Here is a 22,997-nt window from a genome sequence, read left to right as displayed (position 1 = left end):
AAGAAAGAAGAAGACGAGCATGCAGCGCATACAGGTCATCGACTCGCATACGGGCGGCGAGCCCACGCGCCTGGTGATCGGGGGCTTCCCCGACCTGGGCAAGGGCAGCATGGCCGAGCGCCGCGCGCTGCTGGCCGAGCGGCACGACAAGTGGCGCGCCGCCGCCGTGCTGGAGCCGCGCGGCAGCGACGTGGTGGTAGGCGCGCTGCTGTGCGAGCCGGTCTCCGCCGATGCGGCGGCTGGCGTCGTCTTCTTCAACAACGCCGGCTACCTCGGCATGTGCGGCCACGGCACCATCGGGCTGGTCGCGAGCCTCGCGCACATGGGGCGCATCGGCGTGGGCGAGCACCGCATCGAGACACCCGTGGGCACCGTGACCACCACGCTGCACGAAGACGGCTCGGTGAGCGTGCGCAACGTGCCGGCCTACCGGCACCTGCGGCAGGCGGCGGTCGAGTTGCCGGGCCACGGCACCGTGCGCGGCGACGTGGCCTGGGGCGGCAACTGGTTCTTCCTCGTGAGCGAACACGGCCAGCGCGTGGCGAGCGACAACCTCGCCGCGCTGACCGACTACACCGGCGCATTGCGCCGTGCGCTCGCGGCGCAGGGCATCACCGGTGCCGAAGGCGCGGAGATCGACCACATCGAACTCTTCGCCGACGACAGCGAAGGCGCCGACAGCCGCAACTTCGTGCTGTGCCCCGGCAACGCCTACGACCGCTCGCCCTGCGGCACCGGCACCAGCGCCAAGATCGCCTGCCTCGCGGCCGACGGCAAGCTCGCGCCGGGCGAGGTGTGGAAGCAGGCCAGCGTGATCGGCAGCGTCTTCGAGGCCAGCTACGCGCTCGACGGCGAAGGCCGCGTCATCCCCACGCTGCGCGGCCGCGCGCACATCAGCGCCGAGGCCACGCTGCTGATCGACGAGGCCGACCCTTTCGGCTGGGGCATACGGCTCTGACATCGGGCGGCATGGACGCGGACGTCATCGTCATCGGCGCCGGCATCGTCGGCGCCGCGTGCGCGCATGCGCTCGCACAGATGGGCGCGAAGGTGCTGGTGCTCGACGCGGGCATCGGCGGCGCCACCGGCGCGGGCATGGGCCACCTCGTGGTGATGGACGACAACCCGGCCGAGCTTGAACTGAGCCGCCGTTCGATCGCGCAATGGCGCGAACTCGCGCCGCGCATGGGCGAAGACTGCGCGTACAGCGCCTGCGGCACCTTGTGGATCGCCGCGAACGACGAAGAGATGGCCGAGGCCGAGCGCAAGCTGCAGCGGCTGCGCGCCGACGGCATCGACAGCCGCCTGCTCGACGCGCATCAGCTCGCGGCCGCCGAACCTGCACTGCGCAAGGGCCTCGCGGGCGCGCTCGAAGTGCCGGGCGACGGCATCCTCTACGCACCCAACGCGGCGCGCTGGCTGCTCGCGCAGCACGAGGCATCGATCCGCGTCGAGCACGCGAAGGTCGAGGCCATCGACGACGACGGCTCGCTGCGCCTCGCAGACGGCACCCGCCGCACCGCGCCGCAGGTCGTGCTCGCCAACGGCATCCAGGCGACGACGCTGTGCCCCGAACTGCCGATACGCCCGAAGAAGGGCCACCTGCTCATCACCGACCGCTATCCGGGCACGGTGCACCACCAGCTGGTCGAGCTCGGCTACGTGACCAGCGCGCACCACAGCGACGGCGACTCGGTCGCCTTCAACGTGCAGCCGCGTCCCACAGGGCAGTTGCTGATCGGCTCCTCGCGCCAGTTCGACACCACCGATCCGGCCGTGGAATCGCCGATGCTGGCGCGCATGCTCCAACGCACGCTGGACTACCTGCCGGGGCTCGCGAACCTCAATGCCCTGCGCTCGTGGACCGGCATGCGCGCGGCCTCGCCCGACGGGCTGCCGCTGCTGGGCAAGCACCCGTGGCGCGAAAGGCTCTGGCTCGCCGTCGGGCACGAAGGCCTCGGCGTGACCACGGCGCCGGGCAGCGCGCATCTGCTCGCCGCGCTGATGACCGGTGCGACACCCGATTTCGACGCTGCGCCCTACGCGCCTCGCGGACTGCGGGAGGCTGCATGAGCGCCCACACGCTGCTGAACATCGACGGCCACCTGGTCCGTGTGCAGACGGGCAGCTCGGTTGCCGCCGCGCTGCGCGTGGCAGGCGGCATGGGCGTAGCGCGCATTTCCATCAGCGGCCAGCCGCGCGCGCCCTTCTGCGGCATGGGCGTGTGCCAGGAATGCCGCGTGCTGATCGACGGCAGGCGAAGGCTCGCATGCCAGACGGTGTGCACCGAGGGCATGCGCGTGGAGACTTCGGAATGAACGGCGTCGTGTCGGAGCGCTGCGACTTGCTCGTCATCGGTGCCGGCCCGGCCGGCATGGCCGCTGCCGTAGCCGCCGCGCCGAGCGGTGCATCGATCGTCGTGATCGACGACAACCCCGCGCCCGGCGGACAGATCTGGCGCGATGGCCCCGGCGCCAAGTTGCCGCCCGCCGCGCGCAAGTGGCGCGATGCGCTCGGACGCCACGCCAACATTCGCGTGCGCAGCGGCACGCGCGTCGTCGCCGCACCGGCGCCTGGCGAGCTGCTGCTCGAAGACGCGGAAGGCGCCACGTGCATGCGATGGGGCAAGCTCATCCTCTGCACAGGCGCGCGCGAACTGTTGTTGCCTTTTCCGGGCTGGACGCTGGCCGGTGTGACCGGCGCGGGCGGCCTGCAGGCACTCATCAAGGCCGGTCTGCCGGTCGCAGGCGAGCGCATCGTCATCGCGGGCAGCGGCCCCCTGCTGCTTGCTGCTGCCGCCACCGCGCGCGCGGCTGGTGCGAAGGTGCTGCGCATCGCCGAGCAGGCTTCGTTCGCCGCGGTCGCGCGCTTCGGCGCCAGCCTTGCGCGCTGGCCTGGCAAGGCCGCGCAGGCGGTGACGCTGGCCGATCCGCAATACCGCACCTCGTCGCGCATCGTCTCTGCACAAGGCGTGACGCAGGTCGAGTCGGTGCGCCTGCAGCAGGGCAAGGCAACGGAAGCCGAAATCGCCTGCGACCGCATCGCCTGCGGCTTCGGCCTCGTGCCCAATACGCAGCTCGGCCGCATGCTCGGCTGCGCTCTCGCGCCTGCGGGCGGCCTGTCGGTGGACGCGTTCCAGGCTACCAGCATCGCCGGCGTCCTCGCGGCGGGCGAGTGCACCGGTTTCGGCGGCAGCGAGCGCGCGCTTGCGCAGGGCACCATCGCCGGCCACGCAGCGGTGGGCGACGAGCGCGCCGCGAAAGCCCATGAAGGCGAACGCGCCCGCTGGGACGCTTTCGCCGCGCAGCTGCACCGCAGCTTCGCGCTGGCCGCCGACATCCGGACGATGCCGAAGGCCGACACGCTCGTCTGCCGCTGCGAGGACGTGCCGCTGTCCTCGCTGCAAGGCTGCTCCGGCTGGACCGACGCCAAGCTGCACCGCCGCTGCGGCATGGGCGCCTGCCAGGGCCGCGTCTGCGGCGACGCCGCGCAGTTCCTCTTCGGATGGACGCCGCCCGCGCCGCGCCCGCCGCTGTCGCCGGTGCGCATCGCGACGCTCGCGGGCCTCGGCGAATCCGCGGCCGACGCGGACGCCCGACAATGACGCCGCCGCATCCGCAGAAGAAGACCATGGCCTCCCCGAAGAACCCCGCCGCATCCCGTCCACCGCCCAAGCGCCGTGCCGCCGACGAGGCCTACGACGCCATCGAGACGCTGCTGTCCACGATGCAGCTTCAGCCCGGCAGCCAGATCGTCGAGGCCGATCTCGCGGAGCGCACCGGGCTGGGCCGCACGCCGGTGCGCGAGGCACTGATGCGCATGGTGTCCATCGGCCTCATCGTGCAGCAGCCGCGGCGCGGGCTGCTGGTGTCGACCATCGACCTGGCCGACCACCTCGACGTGATCCAGACCCGGCGCGTGCTCGAACTGCTGATTGCCGCCTGCTCCGCGCGCCGCGCCACCGCGCAGCAGCGCAAGGAGATCGTGCGCTGCGCCGAGATGATGGTCGAGGCCGCGGGCCGCGGCGACCTCAACGACTACATGCAGGCCGACCGCGAGCTCGACCTCGTCAACCATCATGCGAGCCACAACGATTCGGCGGTGCGCGCGGTGATACCGCCCATCGTGCAGTGCCGGCGCTTCTGGTACGCGTACCAGCACGAAGGCGAGATCGTCGAAGGAGCGAACGCGCACCTCGAGCTGGCGCAGGGCATCGCGACGGGCGACGAGGCGGCCGCCATCGCGGGCGCCAACCGGCTGATGGACTATCTCGAAGTCTTCGCGCGCAAGATCATCGACAACTAGCTAGCCGCCCGCGGCGCGTTGCCGCCGCTGCCGCAGCATCGTCGCGCTTTCGCCGCCCTGGCCCCAGTTGTCGGGGTCGATCTCGTCGATCAGCACCGTCACGTCTTCCGGGCGCTTGCCCATCACCTCCTGCAGCAGCTTTGTCGCGCCCGCGATGAGCGCGGCCTTCTGTTCGCGCGTGGCGGGCTGTTCGCGGCGGGCGAGGCGGATGGTGACGAGGGGCATGGCCGGGTTCCTCTGCGTGTCGGGCTGTTGTTGCCGGGCGATTCTGCCAAGCCCGCACATCGGGGAACTCCGCGTGCTCCCGCGTTCCTGCAGGCGCATACTGGCCCGCATGGCCGTCGCACCCCGCGCCCAACCCGAAGACTTCTTCACCACCGAGGAGTGGCAGTCGCTCACCGCGCGCTCGTCGTGGAAGGGCCTCTGGCTGGTGCTGCATTGCTGGGGCGTGATCGGCGCCGCGATGCTCGCGGGCATCGTGTGGCCGTGGACCATTCCGCTCGTGGTGCCCATCGTCGGGGCCCGGCAACTGGGCCTCTTCATCCTCATGCACGACGCGGCGCACGCGGCCCTGCACCGCAACCGCAAGGTCAACGACTGGGTGGGCTACTGGCTGTGCTCGTCGACGCTGCGCGACTACCGGCCCTATCACCTGCAGCACCATCGCTTCGTGCAGCAGACCGAAGACCCGGACCTGGTGCTGTCGGCGCCCTTCCCCATCACGCGCGCCTCGATGTGGCGCAAGGTGCTGCGCGACCTGAGCGGGCAGACCTTCTACAAGCAGCGCTTCGGCCACATCGCCGAGGGCATCCGCAAGCGCGCGCCAGGCGAGTCGGCGCTGAAGGCGTTCGGCCGCGAGCTCGCGAAGGACCGGCGATTCCTCATTGCCAACGGCCTCGGCTTCCTGGCCTTCGCGCTCGCCGGCTACTGGTGGGCATGGCTCGCGATGTGGCTGCTGCCGATGGCGACCTGGCTGCCGCTGGTGAGCCGCGTGCGCAACATCGCCGAGCATGCGCTGGTCGCGCAGAACGAGCCCGATCCGATGCGGCAGGCCCGCACCACGCATGCCGGCTGGCTCGAACGCACGCTGGTGGCGCCCTACTGGGTCAACTACCACTGCGAGCACCACATGTTCACCAGCCTGCCCTGCTGGGCGCTGCCGAAGGCGCACCGGCTGCTGCGGCGGCAGGACGCCATCGCGCGCATGGAAGTGCAGCCGGGCTACCTGAGCCTGCTGAAGCGCGCCACCGCGTCGGCCGCCTAGCGCGCGGCCGCTGCGGCGGGCCTTGCCGCCGGCTGTCCGCCGCGCTGCGCATGCTGGCTCAGCCAGATGCTCGCGATCACGATGAAGATGCCTAGCACCTGCCAGGTCGAAAGCGCCTGGCCGAGCAGCGCCCATCCGAGGATCACCGCCGTCACCGGGCTCAGGAAGGCCAGCGGCGCGATGGTCGAGGGCTCCAGCCGGGCCACGCCGCGGAACCACACGATGTAGGTCAGCGCGGCGCCCACCAGGCCCAGCCAGCCGAAGCCGATCCAGTTGTGCAGCGTGAGCGCGGGCAGCGGCGGCTCCAGCAGCAGCGCCACCGGCAGCAAGAGCAGGCCGCCCGCGGTGAGCTGCCATGCGGTGAAGGTCAGCGCCGACACCGGCGGCTGCCAGCGCCGGCTCAGCACCGTGCCGAAGGCCATCGACGTCGCCGCGGCGATGGCGGCCGCGATGCCCAGCGCATCGAGCGCCGCGTTCGGCGTCAGCACCAGCAGCGCAACGCCGCCGATGCCGACCACCGCAGCCACCACCGACAGCGCGCGCACCGGCGAGCCCAGGAAGATGCTGGCGAGGAACACCACGAAGAGCGGCTGCACCGAGGTGATGGTGGCCGCCACGCCGCCCGGCAGCCGGTAGGCCGCGAGGAACAGCATCGCCCACAGCACCGAGAAATTCAGCGCGCCCAGGATGAAGATGCGGCCCCACCACGCGCGCTCGGGCAGCTGCCGCACGATCGCAAGCAGCAGCAGGCCCGCCGGCAGCGCGCGCAGCAGCGCCACCGTCAGCGGGTAGTTGGCCGGCAGCAGCTCGGTCGTGACGATGTAGGTGCTGCCCCAGATGGCGGGCGCCGTGGCGGTGAGGAGGATGTCGGTGGTGCGGCTGGTCATGCCTCGAATCTAGTGAGTTGACCGGCGGTTGTGAATGTCCGAATAATGAATTGATTCTTTACCGACAGTCGTCAATCAGGCATGGACCACCTCACCGCCCTCAAAGTCTTCCGCACCGCCGCCGCTACCGGCAGCTTCGCCGGCGCCGCGCGGCAGATGGGTCTTTCGGCGGCGGCCGTCAGCAAGAACATCGCGGAGCTGGAGGCGCACCTGAAGGTGCGGCTCATCAACCGCACCACGCGCCAGATGAGCCTGACGGAGGCTGGCGCGGCGTATCACGAGCGGCTGTCGCGCATCCTCGACGAACTGAGCGAGGCCGACGCGGCGCTGGCGCCCATGGGCAGCAGCCCCGGCGGCGTGCTGCGCGTGAGCGCGCCGCTGACCTTCGCGCTCACCCTGCTGTCGCCGGCCATTCCAGAATTCATGGGCCGCCATCCGAACCTGCGGCTGGAGCTGAACCTGCAGGACGCCCGCGTCGACATCATCGGCGAGGGCTACGACCTCGCCATCCGCGGCAGCGACCGGCTGGAGGACTCGAGCCTCGTCGCGCGCGAACTCATGACCATGGACCACGTGCTGTGCGGCGCACCCGCCTACTTCGCCGCCGCCGGCCGGCCCGAGCGCCCCGAGGACCTCAAGGCCCACGAGTGCGTGCAGTTCACGCTCTCGGGCCACGCCAACAAGTGGACCTTCGCGCGCGCCGGCCGCAGCGTGGCGGTGCACATCGACGGGCGCTACAAGGTCAGCTCCAGCATCGCCGTGCGCGATGCGTTGCTCGCGGGCTTCGGGCTGAGCCTGATCCCGCGCATCTACGTCGAGGCCGAGCTCGCCTCGGGCCGGCTGGAGGCGGTGCTCGATGACTGGGAGGCCGACCGCACGCCCGTGTACGCGGTCTACCCCTCGCGTCACCTGGCGGCCAAGACGCGCGCCTTCGTCGACTTCCTGTCCGAGCGGTTCTCGGGGCGCTGACCGTTCAGCAGCGTGCCGATGGGCGTGCGGCGCACCAGCAGCTGGTAGCTCCCGAGCGCGACCAGCGAGGTCGCCGCGATGTTCAGCCCCATCTTCGCGATCGCGCCCAGCGGCGCGTTGAACAGCAGGATGCCGAAGCCCACGGTGCCCAGCATGTGCACCAGGTACACCCAGTACGAGCTTTGCGACAGGTAGGCCAGCACCGCGTTCTGGCGCGGCAGGTAGCGTACGAAGCCGCCGATCAGCGCCAGGCTCCAGAGCCACGCGGTCGCGTTGTAGGCGAAGGCGATCCAGAACTCCGGGTGCGGCAGGCGCAGCGCATTCCCCGAGCGCGAGGCGCCCAGCAGGACCGCCGCGGCGACCAGGAAGACGAGCCCGGCCGCAGCATGGCCCTTGCAGCGCGCGGAGAAGAGCGCGAGCAGTTGCTCCCGCCGGCCGTACACGTAAAAGCCGACGACGAAGAACAGGCCGCTCTGCGCCCATTCGGCAAGAGGCGGCAGGAACGAGCCGCTTTCCATGACCAGGCCCGACGGATAGGACATGCCGGTCAACGCCAGCGGCAGCGCCAGCACGGCGAAGCCCCAGCGTCGCGCCACCAGCCCCGTGAAGCCTCGGGCCAGCGCCTCGCGCAGCCGCGCCGGCACGAAGCCCCGCAACCGCATGCCGGCCCAGGCCAGCACGCTGAGCCAGAAGAGCTGGTACAGGAACCACAGGTGCATGGTGTTGAAGGGCGAGCCCCCGGGCTGCCGCGCGGGCGTCAGGGAAACGTCGATGCCCGGCACGCCGCGCACCGTCAGGTGGATGTAGACCATCGACAGCACCGCTGTCGCCACGAACAGCGGCGGCCAGAAGATCGCGAAGGGCAGCGCGAGCCGCAGGCAGCGGTTCTTCAGCATGCCGCCGGCTCCGCGCCGCTCGACCAGCAGCGCGACAAAGAAGCCGGCCAGCACGAAGAACACCGGCATGCGGAAGCTGTGGATGAAGAGCATCACCAGGTCGGCCACCGGCGAGGTCTTCGGATCGCGCCACGGCAGCGGCGAGCTGACGGTGATGTGGTTGATCGCCACGTGCAGCACGATGCCGAGCCACATCATGAGGGCGCGGAGGTTGTCGAGCGCGTGGAGCCTTTGGGAAAGGGGTTGTGCGTTGTTCATGCGGCCACTGTCGGGCCTCACGCAACGTCAGGGTCAAGCGCCGGCGGCGGGCGGCGGCGTATTTTTCTGCTGCAGCACGGCCATGGCCCGCAGCAGGTAGTCGCGCACTTCGGGCGTGGTCACCGCGGCGGCCTGCAGCACCGGCTCCGCGTTCATCGCCTGCATCAGGCGGGCTGCCAGGCCGGGGTCGTGGCCGGTGAAGGCGTCGAACAGGCGCGCCCATTCGCGCGCGATGGCCAGCACCGGCTCGTCGCCGGGCGGGACGCCGCGCGCCTTCAGCACGGCGAGTTCGCCCGCCAGGCGCCGCCATTCGTCTTCGGGCGGGCGGCTCAGCTGCGCGAGATCGTCGGTGGTCAGGTGGCGCAGCAGCGCGGCCATGCGTATGCCGATGGCTTCGCCGATGTACTCCACCAGTTCGGCGGGAGGCCCGTCGTCACTGCGCGCCACGGGTTCGCGCCGGTACATCTCGCCCCAGCGCGTGATGAGGTCGAAGCTGCCGTCCATCCACTGGCCCATCAGCATCATCCAGCGGGCGGCCAGCGGCTGCACCTCGGGGGCGCTGGCCGGCACGCCGCGCGACATCAGCGCGGCCACCTCGGCCACCAGCGGCGGCCACCGGTCGGCCACGGTCTTCCAGTTGGCCATGAACGACCTGATCTCCGCGGGGCTGAAGTAGCGCCCGTAGGTGGTCATCTTCTCGAGCGTGTCCAGCCAGTCCTTCATGTCGGGCTGGACGCCTTCGTCCAGGCGCTGCTGCAGCAGGCCGAGCCGCTCGCGCAAGGCGGTGGCCTGCGCGATCTGCTGGTCGAGCGACTCGATCTGCCGCGCGATGATGGCGGGCATCGAGCCGCCCTCAGCGTCCAGCAGGGTGCCTATCTCGGCCAGCGGCAGGCCCAGCAGCCGCAGCGCCTGGATGGCGTGCAGGCGGGCGACGTCGGACGCGTCGTAGAGCCGGTAGCCGGCCTCGGAGCGCGCGGAGGGCGCCAGCAGGCCGATGGCGTCGTAGTGGTGCAGCGTGCGCACCGTGAGGCCGGTGTGCCTGGCGAGTTCTCCGACCTTGAGCAGCACGGCGTCGCTCCTGCCGGCGCTCAGTCCGCGCCGGGCGCCGGCTCGGGCAGCTGGGGATCTTCCCAGCCCAGCAGCTCCGCCAGCCGCCGCACGACCCAGGTGGCCTCTGCCGGCGACACGCCCGATTCGGGCACGGCCAGCCCGGCGTGGATGCGCCGCAGGATCTCGCTTTCGACCGGCACCTCGGTGTGGTGCTGGATCTGCGCATGGCCCACGAGGTGGCTGGCGAGGTCTTCGCAGATCTCGTAGCGCTCGCGCACCACGCCGATGGGCTCGCTCAGGCGCTGGCGCGCGTCGGTGTAGACCGCGAAGAACGAGGGCGGGATGAGGATCTGGTTGTCGTCGGACATCGCGGGTCTGGAGGGAGGTCTCGGGGCGGCGGCCCGCCCCAATGACAAAACGCGCCCGGGGGCGCGTTCGTCGTGGCTCCTTCGGGGAGCCGGCAGGCCGGAGGCCGGATCAGCCGCCCTTCTTGGCGCGCTTGCCGGGGTTCTTCTTGCTGCGCGTTGCGGTGCCACGTTCGAGGCTGACCTTCTGGCCGCCACCGGAGCGCGGCACGGTGTAGCCGGGCAGCGGCGTTGGCTTCGGGGTGGCAACGCGTTCGGCTTCGGTACGGAATGTCTTGGGCATGAAAAGCTCGGGTAAAAGTGATGTTCGAACCTGCAATTAGGCCACATCGGGAATTTCATATGCCAATAACCGCAACGGCGGGTGGTGTCGGGCGCGCGCGCTTCGTTTCGGGCTCGCTGATGCGCCACGTCTGCGTGATGGCCGGCACGGGGGCCATCGGGCTGATCGCGGTGTTCGCGGTCGACCTCATCAACCTCTTCTACATCTCGCTGCTCGGCGAAAAGGAGATCGCCGCGGCAGTCGGCTTCGCGGGCGTGGTGGGCTTCTTCCATGCGTCGCTGTGCATCGGGCTGACCATCGGCATCGCGGCGGTGGTTTCGCGCACGGTGGGCGCGGGCCGCACGGACGACGCGCGCCGCATCGGCACCTCGAGCCTCGTTCTGATGGTGGCGCTGTCGGTGGTGGCGGGCACGGGCACCGCGTTCTTCCTGCACCCCGCGCTGCACGCGCTCGGGGCCCAGGGCGAGACGGCGCGGCTCGCGCATCGCTACCTCTCGGTGACGGTGCACACACTGCCGCTGCTGGGCATCGGCATGGCGACCTCGGCGCTGCTGCGTTCGGTGGGCGACGCGCGCCGCTCGATGACGGTCACGCTGGCAGGCGCCTTCGTGACGGCGGTGCTCGACCCGATCCTGATCTTCGGCTTCGGCCTGGGGCTCGACGGCGCGGCCATCAGCGCGGTGGTCTCGCGCATGGTGCTCGCGGCCATCGGCCTGCATGGCGTGATCGTGCGGCACCACATGCTCGGGCGCTTCGAGCCGGCGCGGCTGGGCGGCGATGCGCGCGCGCTGGGTTCGGTGGCCGGGCCGGCGGTGCTGACGAACCTCGCGACGCCCGTGGGCGCCGCCTTCGTCACGCACTCGGTCGCGCAGTTCGGGCCCTCGGCGGTGGCGGGCGCGGCCACCATCGACCGGCTGACGCCCGTTGCCTTCGGGCTGGTCTACGCGCTCAGCGGCGCGGTCGGGCCGATCCTCGCGCAGAACCTGGGCGCGGGGCAGTTCCGCCGCGTGCAGGAGGGGCTGCGCGACAGCCTGCTCTTCATGGTGGCCTCGGTGGCCGTGGCGTGGCTGGTGCTGGCGCTCGGGCAGGGCGTCATCATTCGCGCGTTCTCGGCCGACGGGCAGGCGGCGCAGCTGATCTCGCTCTTCTGCAGCTGGCTGGCCGCGAGCTTCTTCTTCGCGGGCGGGCTGTTCGTGGCGAACGCCTCGTTCAACAACCTCGGGCATCCGCTGCTGTCGACGGGCTTCAACTGGGGGCGCGCCACGCTGGGCACGATTCCGTTCGCCTGGTGGGGCTCGCACCATGGCGCGGCCGGCGTGCTGATCGGGCAGGCCGTGGGCTCGTCGATCTTCGGACTGCTGGCGGTGATCGTGGCGTTCCGGCTGGCCGCGAAACTGGCGCGGCAGGAGGTGCCGGCAGGCGCGGCTCCGGCGCTCGATGCGCCGGTGGCGCCGACCTCGCCGCAGGCGGCTACTGCTCCAGCAGCCGCACCTTGACCGACTTGCCCTTCACGCGGCCGGCCGACAGCTTGCGCACGGCCTCCGCCGCGATCGCGCGGTCCACCGCCACGTAGGTCGAGAACTCGTTGACGTTGATCTTGCCGACCTGCTCCTTGGCATAGCCGCATTCGCCCGTCAGCGCACCCAGCACGTCGCCGGCGCGGATCTTTTCCTTGCGCCCGCCCACGATCTGAAGCGTGGCCATGGGCGGCTGAAGCGGCGCGCCCTTGCCCGGCGTGAGTTCGGCCAGCTCGTGCCATTCGGATTCGCGGCCCTGCAGCTGCTCGATCTTTCCGACGCTGCCCATCTCGTCCATGCTGGCCAGGTTCAGCGCCAAGCCTTCCGATGCGCCCTGCTGCCCCACGCGGCCGGTGCGGCCGACGCGGTGGATGTGCACTTCGGCATCGGGCGTCACGTCGACGTTGATCACGGCTTCGAGCTGCGCGATGTCGAGCCCGCGCGCCGCCACGTCGGTGGCCACCAGCACCGAGCAGCTGCGGTTGGCGAACTGCACCAGCACCTGGTCGCGCTCGCGCTGCTCCAGCTCGCCGAAGAGGGCCAGCGCGCTGAAGCCCTGGCCGCGCAGCACGTCGACGAGGTCGCGGCACTGCTGCTTGGTGTTGCAGAAGGCCAGCGTGCTCACGGGGCGGAAGTGGTCGAGCAGCAGGCTCACGGCGTGCAGCCGCTCGTTGTCGGCCACCTGGTACCAGCGCTGGCGGATCTTGCTGCCCTCGTGCTGCGCCTGCACCGTGATCTGCTCGGGAGACTTCATGAACTGCTGCGCGAGCTTCGCGATGCCCTCCGGGTACGTCGCCGAGAACAGCAGCGTCTGGCGCTCCTTCGGGCACTGGCGCGCCACCTTCACGATGTCGTCGAAGAAGCCCATGTCGAGCATGCGGTCGGCTTCGTCGAGCACCAGCGTGTTGAGCGCTTCCACATTCAGGTTCTCGCGCTCGAGGTGGTCCATGATGCGCCCCGGCGTGCCCACCACGATGTGCGCGCCATGCTCCAGGCTGGCCACCTGCCCGCGCAGCGCGACGCCGCCGCAGAGCGTGACCACCTTGATGTTCTCCTCGGCGCGCGCCAGGCGGCGGATCTCGGTCGTGACCTGGTCGGCCAGCTCGCGCGTGGGGCACAGCACCATTGCCTGCACGGCGAAACGGCGGGGGTTCAGGTTGGAGAGCAGCGCGAGAGCGAAGGCGGCGGTCTTGCCGCTGCCGGTCTTGGCCTGCGCGATCAGGTCCTTGCCGAGCAGCGCCGGCGGCAGCGCGGCCGCCTGGATCGGCGTCATCTGCGTGTAGCCGAGCTGCGTGAGGTTGGCCAGCATCTGGGGCGAAAGCGCCAGCGAGGCGAAGCCGTTGTTGCCGGCCGTGGAATCAGGGGTGGTCATGGTTCGAAGGCCGGGAGACGCACGAATGACAAAGGCCTTGCGGCACCCATGGCGGGCGTCGCAAGGCCTTCGGTCGGTCGGGTATCAGCGGCGGGGTGCGTTGTTGTTGCCGGAGCCGCCGGAGCCGGAGTTCGTCGGCGGCGGGCCGCGGCGTTCCAGGTGACGGAAGGTGATGCGGCCCTTGGTCAGGTCGTAGGGCGAGAGCTCGAGCGACACCTTGTCGCCGGCCAGGATGCGGATGTGGTGCTTGCGCATCTTGCCGCCGCTGTAGGCGATCAGCTGATGGCCGTTGTCCAGCGTGACGCGGTAGCGCGAGTCCGGCAGGACTTCGGTCACCGCGCCGTTCATTTCGATCAGTTCTTCCTTGGGCATCTGTGCTTACCTCTGAATCGTTCGTTCGATGTGTGTTGGAGATTGAATTGGTGTGATTGTTTCAGCCCGCGTACGGGAGCGCGAGACGGACGCGCGATTCGCTTCAACAGGAACGACGGCAGTGGTGGCCATCATGGGCGCCGGTCTGGCACTCCAACACACTGTGAATGCCGGCTTGCCGAGCGGGAGGCCGGAGAATCCGGAAAGCAGCGCAGCTTGCAGGCGGGATTGACGAAATTCTTCGTCGTGGTATCGAAACGAACCCGACATTATAGCTTGCAGGGCATGACAGTTGCTTGTCTTAAAACAACGCCCAAAGGAAAAAGGCCCCGAAGGGCCTTGGTGCAAGCACTTTTTGCTATCGAAAACATAGCTTCGTCGACGCTGCGCAGGCCGCGCGCGCCCGGCGTGCGGCGCGCAGCAGCAACATCAGGCCGGCGAACTGGCATGCCGCGCCCACCCAGCCCACCGTGCCGACGCCGAACAGGTCGATCGCCACCCCGCCCAGCCCCGAACCCGCCGCGATGCCAAGGTAGATCGCCGAGGCGTTGAGCGACAGCGTCATCGGCGCGCGTTCCGGCGCCAGCCGGATCAGCCGCACCGCCTGCGCCGGCCCGAAACCCCAGCCCGCGAAACCCCACAGCGCCGACAGCCCTACGATCGCCGGCAGCGCCAGCCCGCGCGGCAGCATCTGCGCCGAGAACGACAGCCCGCCCAGGATCAGCACCAGCATCAGTGCAAAGCCCTGCGCCATGCGGTCGGCGCCGAAGCGATCGGTGGCCCAGCCGCCGGTTGCGGTGCCGATGGCCGCCGCCACGCCGATGGCGAAGAACACCGCGCCCGTGCCTTCGGCGCCGAAGCCCAGCGTGTGCGACAGGAACAGCGCGATGTAGGTGTAGAAGCTGAAGCCGCCCGTGGCCCAAAGCAGGCTGACCAGCAGCCCCGGCAGCACGCCCGGTTCGCGCGCAACGGCAAAGGCCGGTGCCCGCTTTTCGACGACAGGCGCCTGCGCCAGTTCGCGCGGCAGCCCCAGCGCGAGGCCCCAGGTGGCGAGCGCCGCCACCGCGGCGATCAGCAGGTAGGCCGTGCGCCAGCCGCCCCAGCCCGCGATCCACGCGCCCAGCGGCACGCCGAGCGCCACCGCCACCGTGCCGCCGCCGGTCACGATGGCCAGCGCCCGGCCGCGCAGCGCGGGCGACACCATCACGGCCGCCACCGCGCTCGCCGTCGGCAGGAACACGCCGGCCACCAGCCCCAGCGCAACGCGCGCCAGCGCCAGCTGCAGGAAGCCATGCGCCATTGACGCAGCCAGCGTCAGTCCCGAAAAGGTCGCGAGGCTCGCGACCAGCAGCCGCCGGCGCCCGAAGCGCGCCAGCAGTGCCGCCATCACCGGCGAGCCGATGGCATAGCTCAGCGCGAACAGCAGCACCAGCTGCCCGGCGCGCGCGGCGCTGACATGCAGGTCGGCCGCCAGCACCGGCAGCAGCCCCGCGATCATGAAGCTCTCGGTGCCGATGGCGAAGGCGCCCAGCGCCAGCCAGCCCAGGCTCAGCGGCAGGCGTTCGGCCGGTTGCGGCGAGGACGAGGGGGAGGAGGAAAGAGCCGTGTTGTTCATGACGAATGACTCCGTGGAAAGTGTGTTCAGTGCCTCCAGAATAGGTTTGCAATTGGCTCTTCAAAAGAACCACAATCGGCGAAGTTCATGGAGCCGCTTTTCGAACTCGCCATCCGCCTGCCGCCCGCCGGCTCGCGCGACCTGCTGCGCGAGCTGCACCGCCAGCTGCGCGGCGCCATCCTCGACGGCCGCCTGCAGCCCGGCTCCCGCCTGCCCGCCACGCGCGCGCTGGCGCAGCGGCTGGGCGTGTCGCGCAACACCACGCTGGCCGCCTACGACCTGCTGCTGGGCGAGGGCTACCTGCTCGCGCGCCCCGGAGCCGGCACCTACGTGGCCGACACGCTGCCCGTGTCCCGGCGGCGCACCGCCCCGAAGAAGGCCCTGGCCGTCGGGCGCGACTCCCGGCTGGTGCCGGCGAGCGTGCCGGGCGCCGACCTCGCCCCCACGCTGCAGCCGCAGCCCGCGCGCGACGACTTCCGTGTCGGCCTGCCCGACGTGAGCCTCTTTCCCTTCGACATCTGGCGCCGCCTGAGCGACCGCGCCCTGCGCCGCATCGCGCGGCAGACGGCCGACTACGCCGACCCGCAGGGCCAGGCCGCGCTGCGCGAGGCGATCGCCGGGCATGTGTCGTTCACCCGCGCGGTCGGCTGCACCGCCGACGACATCGTGGTCACTGCCGGCGCGCAGCAGGCCTTCGGGCTGCTCGCGCGCATCCTCGTGGTGCCGGGGCGCACCGTGGTCGCGGTCGAGCAGCTCTTCTATCCCTCGCTGCGCGAAGCCATGCTGGCGGCGGGCGCGAGGGTGGTGACGGTGCCCACCGATGCCGAGGGCCTGTGCGTGGAGCGCATCCCGCCCGAGGCGCGCGTGGTGTGCGTCACGCCCTCGCACCAGTTCCCGACCGGCGTCGCGATGTCGCCGCCGCGCCGCGCCGCGCTGCTGGCCTTCGCGCGCGAGCGCAACGCCGTCGTCGTCGAGGACGACTACGACAGCGAATTCCGCTTCGCCGGCCGCCCCCTCGACGCGCTGCAGACGCTGGACCGCGCCGAGTCGGTCTTCTACGTCGGCACCTTCTCGAAGAGCCTCTTCCCCGCCCTGCGCCTGGGCTTCGTGGTGGCGCCGCCCTGGGCGCGCGCGGCGCTGGTGCGATCGCGCGAGCTGGCCGACTGGCACGGCCCGGTGCTCGGGCAGGAGGCGCTCGCCGCCTTCATCGCCGAGGGGCACCTGGCGCGCCACATCCGCAAGATGCGCAAGCTCTACGCCGCGCGGCGCACCGCCCTGCTCGAGGCGCTGGCGAGCCACGGCGCGGGGCGGCTGGAAGTGATTCCTTCCAGCGCGGGCCTGCACCTGTCGGCCTGGCTGCATGGCGGCACGCGCGCAGATACGGTGGTCGAGCGTGCCGCGGCGGCCGGCATCACGCTGCCGCCGCTGTCGCGCTTCGCACTCGATCCGCACGCGCCCGGCACGCCCAACGGCCTGGCTTTCGGCTACGGACTGATCGGCGAATCGCAGATCGACGGCGCGATACGCCGGCTGGCCGCGCTGCTGTAGCGCTCAGGTCCTGTCCAGCGGCAGCTGCGTGGTGAACTTGGTGGTCGACAGCACCACGTCGCTCGAATAGTTCTCCAGCTCCAGCGCGTCGCCCAGCTGCTCCTGCGCAAAGGCCTGGTATTCGGGCAGCGAGCGCGCGCAGATCACGAGCACGAAGTCGGTGTCGCCCGCCACGCAGTGGCACTGCAGCACTTGCGGCAGCGCATGCACCTTGCGCTCGAAGGCCTGGATCGCCTCGCGCGTGGTGCTGCGCAGCGCGACCCGCGAGATCACCAGCACCGGAAAGCCCACGCGCGCGGCGTCGAGGATCGCCACTTCCTCGCGGATCACGCCCGCGCGCCGCAGCCGCTGCACGCGCTTGAGGCACGCCGAGGGCGAGAGGTTCACGCGCTCGGCCAGCGTCTGGTTCTGCAGGCCCGCGTCGGCCTGCAGCTCGGCGAGGATGCACTGGTCGATGCGATCGAGATCGAGGGTGCCGCTTTTCATGGTGCCGCCAGTGTGGCGCAACGCCCGGGCAATCGGATTCGTTTTGGGGCCCGCACAACGACACCGGATTCTCCGGCCGCTGGCTACGCTGGCCGCATTCCCCACGACAAGGAGCATCCGATGGCAGAAGGCGCAACCTACGATCCCGCGGCGAGCAGGCACCTCGTGCGCTACGGCATGGGGCTCAGCCCGCACGTGATCGTCAAGGCCCGCGGCGCCACGCTGTGGGACCAGCACGGCCGCGAGATCCTCGACTTCACCTCGGGCCAGATGTGCGCCACCATCGGCCACAACCATCCGCGCATCGTCGCCGCCATCCAGAAGGCCTGCGAGGGCGCGCTGCACCTCTACAGCGGCTTCGTCGGGCCGGCCGTGCCGGCGCTGGCCGGGCGGCTGGCGTCGATGCTGCCGCCGTCGCTGTCGAAATCGATCTTCCTCTCGACCGGCGGCGAGGCCAACGAGGCGGCTGTGCGCATGGCGCGCGTGACCACCGGCCGCTACGAGATCGTGGGCCTGAACGGCGGCTGGCACGGCGTGACCGGCGGCATCGCCTCGCTCACCTTCGCCGGCCGACACCATGTGGACTACGGGCCGCGCAAGCCCGGCACGATGTCGATTCCGGCGCCCAACTGCTACCGCTGCCCGGTGCGGCACTGCCGCGACGCCTGCGATACCACCTGCCTGGACGTGGGCTTCGACATGGTCGACGCGCAATCCAGCGGTTCGCTCGCGGCCTTCATCGCCGAGCCGGTGCTCAGCTCGGGCGGCGTGATCGTGCCGCCCTCGGGCTACTTTCCGAAGCTCAAGGAGAAGTGCCGCGAGCGCGGCATGCTGCTGATCCTCGACGAGGCGCAGACCGCCTTCGGCCGCATGGGCGCCAACTTCGCCTTCGAACAGGCCGATGTGGTGCCCGACATCCTCACCGTGTCGAAGACGCTGGGCGGCGGCGTTGCCATCGGCGCGGCCATCACCAGCGAGGCCATCGAGCAGGACTGCCACGACAAGGGCTTCGTGCACGTCACCTCGCACGTGTCCGACCCGCTGCCGGCCGAAGTCGCGCTGGCCGTGCTCGACGTGCTGGAGGAGGAAGACCTAGCCTGCCGCGCCGCCGAGATGGGCAAGCGGCTGCGCGCGGGCCTCGAGACGCTGAAGGCCCGGCACGAGGTGATCGGCGACGTGCGCGGCCACGGCCTGCTGCAGGGGGTCGAACTCGTGAAGGACCGCGAGACCCGCGAGCCCGACGCCGAGCGCGGCCGGGCCATCACCGACGCCTGCATGGAGCGCGGCCTGAGCATGAACATCGTGTCCGTCGGCGGCATGGCGGCGGTGTGGCGCATCGCGCCGCCGCTGAACGTGACGGAGGCCGAACTCGACCGTGGGCTCGAGATGCTCGATGACGCGATCCGCTCGACGGCCTAGCTGCCTCTAGCCGATCCCCAGCATCCGCTTGTTGGCTGCCACGTCCACGCCGCCCGCCGCGAAGTCGTCGAAGGCGCGGTCGGCCACGCGGATGATGTGGTCAGCGATGAACTTCGCGCCCTCGCGCGCGCCGTCTTCCGGGTGCTTGATGCAGCACTCCCACTCCAGCACCGCCCAGCCCGGGAAGTCGTACTGCGCCATCTTCGAGAAGATGGCCTTGAAGTCCACCTGGCCGTCGCCCAGCGAGCGGAAGCGCCCTGCCCGGTTGATCCAGCTCTGGAAGCCGCCGTACACGCCCTGCTTGCCGGTCGGGTTGAACTCGGCGTCCTTCACGTGGAAGATCTTGATGCGCTCGTGGTAATGGTCGATGTAGGCCAGGTAGTCGAGCTGCTGCAGCATGAAGTGGCTCGGGTCGTACAGCAGGCAGGCGCGCGGGTGGTTGTTCACGCGCTCCAGGAACATCTCGTAGCTCACGCCGTCGTGCAGGTCTTCGCCGGGGTGGATCTCGTAGCCCACGTCCACGCCCGCGGCGTCGAAGGCGTCCAGGATGGGCCGCCAGCGGCGCGCGAGCTCGTCGAAGGCTTCCTCGATCAGGCCGGGTGGGCGCGGCGGCCACGAGTACAGATAGGGCCAGGCCAGCGCGCCCGAGAAGGTCGCGTGCGCCGTGAGCCCGAGATTGGCCGAGGCCTTCGCCGCAAGGTGCAGTTGCTCGACGGCCCACTGCTGCCGCCGCACCGGGTCGCCACGCACCTCGGGTGCCGCGAAGCCGTCGAAGCCCGCGTCGTAGGCCGGGTGCACCGCCACCAGCTGGCCCTGCAGGTGGGTCGATAGCTCCGTGATCTGCAGGCCGTGGCTTGCCAGCGTGCCCTTCATCTCGTCGCAGTAGGTCCTGCTTTCGGCGGCCTTCTTCAGGTCGAACAGGCGGGCGTCCCAGCTGGGAATCTGCACGCCCTTGTAGCCCAGGCCGGCGGCCCAGCCGGCAATGCCGTCGAGGGTGTTGAAGGGGGCGGTGTCTCCCGCGAACTGGGCCAGGAATATGGCTGGGCCCTTGATGGTTTTCATCGGCTTGTCTTCCTTGTACGTTGGGGCAGCGTTGAAAGCATACTTGGCGTGTCGTCCGACCCCGTGCGAGAGGCCAACGAGCCAAAATGGACTTTCCTTTCCGCATCACCCGTCCGGTTTCCTCCGACGACAGTCCAGCGATGACACAACCTGTTTCCGCCAGGCTCAAGATCGGCCTGTCCGCCTGCTTCTCGCACGCCGACCCGGCCCGCTCGCTCTTCACCAACAAGACGCTGCAGTACGTCGAGCAGTCGATCGCGCACTGGCTCATGTCCGCCGGCGCGATGGTCGTGATGGTGCCCTGCCCCACCGGCGAGACCGCGCGCGGCGACACCAAGCTGTCGCACTACGCCGAATGGCTCGACGGCGTGGTGATGCACGGTGGGGCCGACGTCTGGCCCGGAAGCTACGGCGAGGTGCCGCTGAAGGACGCCTGGATCGGCGACCGCATCCGCGATCTCTACGACCTGGCGCTGGTCGAAGCCTTCGAGCAGGCCGGCAAGCCCATCTTCGGCGTGTGCCGGGGGCTGCAGCTCATCAACGTGGCCTTCGGCGGCACGCTCTACCAGGACATCGAGGAGCAGCACGGCCACCCCCAGACGCTGAAGCACCGCGACCCGGTGACCTACGACCAGAACTTCCACGACATCGAGATCGTGGAGGGCACGCGGCTGTCGAAGCTCTACCCCGAGGTGCGCACCGCGCGCGTCAACAGCATCCACCACCAGGGCATCAAGGGTCTCGCGCCGGGCTTCGAGGTCGAGGCCTGGAGCATGCCCGACCGCGTGCCCGAGGCCATCCGCCGCCGCCCCGAGAAGGGTCGCAGCTACATCAGCGCGACCCAGTGGCACCCGGAGTTCCACAAGTACGGCAGCACCGAGACCGTGGACGACACGCCGATCCTGCACGACTTCCTGTGGGCCTGCGCCACCGCCAAGGTCGCGCCCAAGACCACGCCGCGCTCCGGCCCCGGCAAGATCCGCGACCGCGCCGCGCGGGTGCTGCGGCAGGCGCTGCTGCGGCGCTGAAGAAGAGAAGCCCGCAGGCTAGGTCCGGCTCACGAAGGTGGCCGCCGGCATGCTCGTTCTCCAGAAAGCCTCGTCGCGAACGGGCGCGCCCCAGGCTTCCAGGTAGTCGAGCACAAGCCCTCGCGTCAGGCGGTCCCTGACCAGCCTCGATGCATAGCGCTCGGTCCGTTCGAACCCGAGCGGGCTGCCTTCCTGGAAGAAGTCCCAGCGATCGTCCTTCATTGCGCGCACCGTGCGCCTCGGCTTGCCGTCCGCATCGACCTCGAACGAGTTGATCGGGTCTTCCGCCTGCTGCGAGGTGCTTCGCGTCTCGGCGACGTCGAACAGGAAGCGGGTGCAGTACGAGCGGAAGAAGTAGTCGCTCGACGCGGCGTGCGGCATGAAGGCCGTGAGATGCGGGGCGGCTTCCGGCACCCAGAGCAGCATGGTGGAGCCTTCCCCGCTGTACGACTGGGATGGAAAGACGAATGGCGCGGCCGCCACCTTCACCTTCATCGGGGGATGGCCGTCGAAGGCGCGCGCCACCTCGATCAAGGGAGCGCGAACGACAACGAGATTGAAATACGCCCGGTCCAGCACTCCGGGTTGCGCCGCAATGGTCATGCGCGCGATTCTCGACGGCTGGACGGGCGTCTGGTCAGCGCCAGGCAGCACGCAGCAGCGCCGCCGGATCCGCAGTGCCGGCGCTGATGCCCGTCACAGGCCCCCAGTCGGGATCGAAGCGGCTCGAAAGGAACGCGGCCGACTCCTCCGCGCTCGCGTGCTCGAGCATCAGGCACGCCTGGGCGGCCAGCACCAGCCGCTGGGTGAAGCGGCGGGCCTGCTGCTCCAGCTCCTGCGGCGGCAGCTGCGTCATCCGGCGCACGGCCTGCAGCGCGTCGAGCACGCGGGGCTCGCCGGTGGCGATTTCCTGCAGGTGGTCGAGCACGAGGTGCGCGTCGTCGGGGTTGCGCGAGACGGCGCGCAGCACGTCCAGGCACATCACGTTGCCCGAGCCTTCCCAGATCGAGTTGACGGGCGCCTCGCGGAAGAGCCGGCCCATCGGGCCCTCTTCCACGTAGCCGTTGCCGCCGAACACTTCCATCGCCTCGCCGGTGAGCGCCACCGCGCGCTTGCAGTTCCAGAACTTCGCGGCGGGCGTGAGCAGCCGGCGCCTGGCCGTGTCCAGCGGCGCCGCGGAGCCGAAGCGCGAAGCAAGCCCCATCGCCAGCAGCGTGGCGCTTTGCGATTCGAGCGCCATGTCGGCCAGCAGCGCGGTCATCACCGGCTGGTCGGCCAGCGCCTTGCCGAAGACGTGGCGGTTGCGCGCGTAGTGCAGCGCCTGCGCGAAGGCCTGGCGCATGAAGCCGGCGCTGGCCAGCGCGCAGTCCAGCCGCGTCACGGTCGCCATCTCGATGATGGTCGGGATGCCGCGGCCCTCGTCGCCCACGAGCACGCCCCAGGCGTCCTTGAACTCGACCTCGCTGCTCGAATTGGAGCGGTTGCCGACCTTGTCCTTCAGCCGCTGAATGTGGATCGCGTTCTTGCTTCCGTCGGGCCGCCAGCGCGGCACGAAGAAGCACGAGGAGCCGTGCTCGTCGGTCTTGGCCAGCACCAGGTGGCCGTCGCACATCGGCGCCGAGAAGAACCACTTGTGGCCGGTGACGAGGAACTCCTCTCCCCAGGGGCCGCTTCCGGCCGGCACTGCGCGCGTGGTGTTGGTGCGCACGTCGCTGCCGCCCTGCTTCTCGGTCATGCCCATGCCGACGGTGATCGAGGTCTTGCCCTCGAGCGGGATGTCGCGCGCATCGTGCTCGTTCGACGCGAGCTTGTCGCGCAGCGCGGCATACAGCGCGGCGTTGCGGCGCACGACCGGGATGCAGGCCTTGGTCATGGTGGTCGGGCAGGTCGAGCCCGACTCGATCTGGCTGTGCATGTACAGCGACGCGCCGTAGCCCACCCAGGCCGAGGGCCGCTCGTCGAAGAACGGCAGGTTGGCGATGCCGTTGCGCCGGGCGATGGTCATCATCGTGTGCCAGGCCGGGTGGAAGCGCACCTGGTCGATGCGCTCGCCGGTGCGCGAGTGGGTGTGCAGCTCGGGCTCGTGGTGGTTGGCGTCTTCCGCGGCGCGCAGCGTGGCCTCGGCGCCGTACTCCGCGCCCTGGCGCGCCAGCTCGTCGTCGCGCCATGCGGCGCCGCCGCGTTCCACTGCGCCACGCAGCGCGGGGTCGCTGGTGTAGACGTTGTAGTCCTTGAGCTCGGGGACCTGGTTGTCGGGGTGGATGCCGGTGGTGGTCATGGTCGTTTCTTCCGGTTGAAGGC

Annotated in this window: 24 protein-coding genes; 11 read left to right on the top strand and 13 right to left on the bottom strand. The window is 70.4% G+C overall.

Going from position 1 to position 22,997, the window contains the following annotated elements:
* The first annotated feature begins 19 nt into the window (after positions 1-19).
* The 5 genes from SFB74_RS32715 to SFB74_RS32695 are packed head-to-tail and all read left to right on the top strand — an operon-like array spanning position 20 to position 4,305.
* Positions 20-958 (top strand): 4-hydroxyproline epimerase, encoded by a 939-nt coding sequence (locus tag SFB74_RS32715; protein WP_432728536.1) that lies wholly within the window; start codon positions 20-22, stop codon positions 956-958.
* 11 nt (positions 959-969) lie between these two features.
* Positions 970-2,073: an NAD(P)/FAD-dependent oxidoreductase gene (locus tag SFB74_RS32710; protein WP_432728535.1), complete on the top strand. Its 1,104-nt coding sequence runs from the start codon at positions 970-972 to the stop codon at positions 2,071-2,073.
* Positions 2,070-2,318 carry a (2Fe-2S)-binding protein gene (locus SFB74_RS32705; RefSeq protein ID WP_432728534.1) on the top strand — a complete coding sequence of 83 codons (249 nt, stop codon included), beginning with the start codon at positions 2,070-2,072 and terminating at the stop codon, positions 2,316-2,318. Before SFB74_RS32710 ends, SFB74_RS32705 begins: the two co-directional genes overlap by 4 nt.
* Positions 2,315-3,604, top strand: a complete 1,290-nt coding sequence (locus SFB74_RS32700) for an FAD-dependent oxidoreductase (protein ID WP_432728533.1) — start codon at positions 2,315-2,317, stop codon at positions 3,602-3,604. Before SFB74_RS32705 ends, SFB74_RS32700 begins: the two co-directional genes overlap by 4 nt.
* Positions 3,605-3,630: 26 nt before the next feature.
* Positions 3,631-4,305 (top strand): GntR family transcriptional regulator, encoded by a 675-nt coding sequence (locus SFB74_RS32695; protein ID WP_432728532.1) that lies wholly within the window; start codon positions 3,631-3,633, stop codon positions 4,303-4,305.
* On the opposite strand, the gene SFB74_RS32690 is transcribed toward SFB74_RS32695, so the two are convergent.
* A complete protein-coding gene (locus SFB74_RS32690) occupies positions 4,306-4,530 on the bottom strand; it encodes a tautomerase family protein (RefSeq protein ID WP_432728531.1) in 225 nt (74 codons plus the stop codon). It abuts the gene before it with no gap.
* Positions 4,531-4,639: 109 nt separating this feature from the next.
* Here SFB74_RS32690 and SFB74_RS32685 point away from each other — a divergent pair, with 109 nt between their 5' ends.
* Positions 4,640-5,569 carry a fatty acid desaturase family protein gene (locus tag SFB74_RS32685; protein ID WP_432728530.1) on the top strand — a complete coding sequence of 310 codons (930 nt, stop codon included), beginning with the start codon at positions 4,640-4,642 and terminating at the stop codon, positions 5,567-5,569.
* On the opposite strand, the gene SFB74_RS32680 is transcribed toward SFB74_RS32685, so the two are convergent.
* Positions 5,566-6,456: an EamA family transporter gene (locus SFB74_RS32680; protein ID WP_432728529.1), complete on the bottom strand. Its 891-nt coding sequence runs from the start codon at positions 6,454-6,456 to the stop codon at positions 5,566-5,568. The genes SFB74_RS32685 and SFB74_RS32680 overlap by 4 nt on opposite strands.
* Positions 6,457-6,537: 81 nt before the next feature.
* On the opposite strand from SFB74_RS32680, the gene SFB74_RS32675 reads away from it, so the two are divergent.
* Positions 6,538-7,425, top strand: coding sequence for a LysR family transcriptional regulator (locus SFB74_RS32675; RefSeq protein ID WP_432728528.1), 888 nt, complete (start codon positions 6,538-6,540; stop codon positions 7,423-7,425).
* On the opposite strand, the gene SFB74_RS32670 is transcribed toward SFB74_RS32675, so the two are convergent.
* The 4 genes from SFB74_RS32670 to SFB74_RS32655 form a co-directional block, all read right to left on the bottom strand.
* The gene (locus tag SFB74_RS32670) at positions 7,362-8,579 is read right to left on the bottom strand and encodes an acyltransferase family protein (RefSeq protein WP_432728527.1); all 1,218 of its coding nucleotides are present in this window, start codon (positions 8,577-8,579) and stop codon (positions 7,362-7,364) included. The two genes, SFB74_RS32675 and SFB74_RS32670, sit on opposite strands and share 64 nt — an antisense overlap.
* Before the next feature lie 33 nt (positions 8,580-8,612).
* On the bottom strand, positions 8,613-9,647 hold the full coding sequence (locus SFB74_RS32665) for a MerR family transcriptional regulator (protein ID WP_432728526.1): 1,035 nt from the start codon (positions 9,645-9,647) through the stop codon (positions 8,613-8,615).
* A gap of 20 nt (positions 9,648-9,667) precedes the next feature.
* Positions 9,668-9,997 carry a hypothetical protein gene (locus SFB74_RS32660; RefSeq protein WP_432728525.1) on the bottom strand — a complete coding sequence of 110 codons (330 nt, stop codon included), beginning with the start codon at positions 9,995-9,997 and terminating at the stop codon, positions 9,668-9,670.
* A gap of 109 nt (positions 9,998-10,106) precedes the next feature.
* Positions 10,107-10,277 (bottom strand): hypothetical protein, encoded by a 171-nt coding sequence (locus tag SFB74_RS32655; RefSeq protein WP_164546861.1) that lies wholly within the window; start codon positions 10,275-10,277, stop codon positions 10,107-10,109.
* Between the two features lie 59 nt (positions 10,278-10,336).
* On the opposite strand from SFB74_RS32655, the gene SFB74_RS32650 reads away from it, so the two are divergent.
* Positions 10,337-11,773 (top strand): MATE family efflux transporter, encoded by a 1,437-nt coding sequence (locus SFB74_RS32650; RefSeq protein ID WP_432728524.1) that lies wholly within the window; start codon positions 10,337-10,339, stop codon positions 11,771-11,773.
* Here SFB74_RS32650 and dbpA read toward each other — a convergent pair.
* The 3 genes from dbpA to SFB74_RS32635 form a co-directional block, all read right to left on the bottom strand.
* The gene (dbpA, locus tag SFB74_RS32645) at positions 11,748-13,166 is read right to left on the bottom strand and encodes an ATP-dependent RNA helicase DbpA (RefSeq protein WP_432728523.1); all 1,419 of its coding nucleotides are present in this window, start codon (positions 13,164-13,166) and stop codon (positions 11,748-11,750) included. The two genes, SFB74_RS32650 and dbpA, sit on opposite strands and share 26 nt — an antisense overlap.
* An 84-nt stretch (positions 13,167-13,250) precedes the next feature.
* Positions 13,251-13,538 carry a translation initiation factor IF-1 gene (gene infA / locus SFB74_RS32640; RefSeq protein WP_093195906.1) on the bottom strand — a complete coding sequence of 96 codons (288 nt, stop codon included), beginning with the start codon at positions 13,536-13,538 and terminating at the stop codon, positions 13,251-13,253.
* 358 nt (positions 13,539-13,896) lie between these two features.
* Positions 13,897-15,153, bottom strand: coding sequence for an MFS transporter (locus tag SFB74_RS32635; RefSeq protein WP_432728522.1), 1,257 nt, complete (start codon positions 15,151-15,153; stop codon positions 13,897-13,899).
* An 87-nt stretch (positions 15,154-15,240) separates the two neighbouring features.
* On the opposite strand from SFB74_RS32635, the gene SFB74_RS32630 reads away from it, so the two are divergent.
* A complete protein-coding gene (locus SFB74_RS32630; protein WP_432728521.1) occupies positions 15,241-16,701 on the top strand; it encodes a PLP-dependent aminotransferase family protein in 1,461 nt (486 codons plus the stop codon).
* A gap of 3 nt (positions 16,702-16,704) precedes the next feature.
* On the opposite strand, the gene SFB74_RS32625 is transcribed toward SFB74_RS32630, so the two are convergent.
* On the bottom strand, positions 16,705-17,187 hold the full coding sequence (locus tag SFB74_RS32625; protein WP_432728520.1) for an Lrp/AsnC family transcriptional regulator: 483 nt from the start codon (positions 17,185-17,187) through the stop codon (positions 16,705-16,707).
* 120 nt (positions 17,188-17,307) lie between these two features.
* Here SFB74_RS32625 and SFB74_RS32620 point away from each other — a divergent pair, with 120 nt between their 5' ends.
* Entirely contained in the window at positions 17,308-18,606 is a 1,299-nt protein-coding gene (locus SFB74_RS32620) for an aspartate aminotransferase family protein (RefSeq protein ID WP_432728519.1), read from the top strand.
* A gap of 6 nt (positions 18,607-18,612) precedes the next feature.
* Here the strand turns inward: SFB74_RS32620 and SFB74_RS32615 are convergent, their stop codons facing one another.
* Positions 18,613-19,668, bottom strand: a complete 1,056-nt coding sequence (locus tag SFB74_RS32615) for a sugar phosphate isomerase/epimerase family protein (RefSeq protein ID WP_432728518.1) — start codon at positions 19,666-19,668, stop codon at positions 18,613-18,615.
* 140 nt (positions 19,669-19,808) lie between these two features.
* On the opposite strand from SFB74_RS32615, the gene SFB74_RS32610 reads away from it, so the two are divergent.
* Complete coding sequence (locus SFB74_RS32610; RefSeq protein WP_432728517.1) at positions 19,809-20,696, top strand: gamma-glutamyl-gamma-aminobutyrate hydrolase family protein; 888 nt, start codon at positions 19,809-19,811, stop codon at positions 20,694-20,696.
* 18 nt (positions 20,697-20,714) lie between these two features.
* Here the strand turns inward: SFB74_RS32610 and SFB74_RS32605 are convergent, their stop codons facing one another.
* Both SFB74_RS32605 and SFB74_RS32600 read right to left on the bottom strand, forming a co-directional pair.
* Positions 20,715-21,299: a hypothetical protein gene (locus SFB74_RS32605; protein WP_432728516.1), complete on the bottom strand. Its 585-nt coding sequence runs from the start codon at positions 21,297-21,299 to the stop codon at positions 20,715-20,717.
* 34 nt (positions 21,300-21,333) lie between these two features.
* A complete protein-coding gene (locus SFB74_RS32600; protein ID WP_432728515.1) occupies positions 21,334-22,974 on the bottom strand; it encodes an acyl-CoA dehydrogenase family protein in 1,641 nt (546 codons plus the stop codon).
* Positions 22,975-22,997 lie beyond the last annotated feature (23 nt).

The organism is Variovorax xiamenensis, from assembly GCF_050916385.1.
In the GTDB taxonomy this organism is placed as follows: Bacteria; Pseudomonadota; Gammaproteobacteria; order Burkholderiales; family Burkholderiaceae_C; genus Variovorax.
This window is presented reverse-complemented; position numbering and strand designations above follow the sequence as displayed.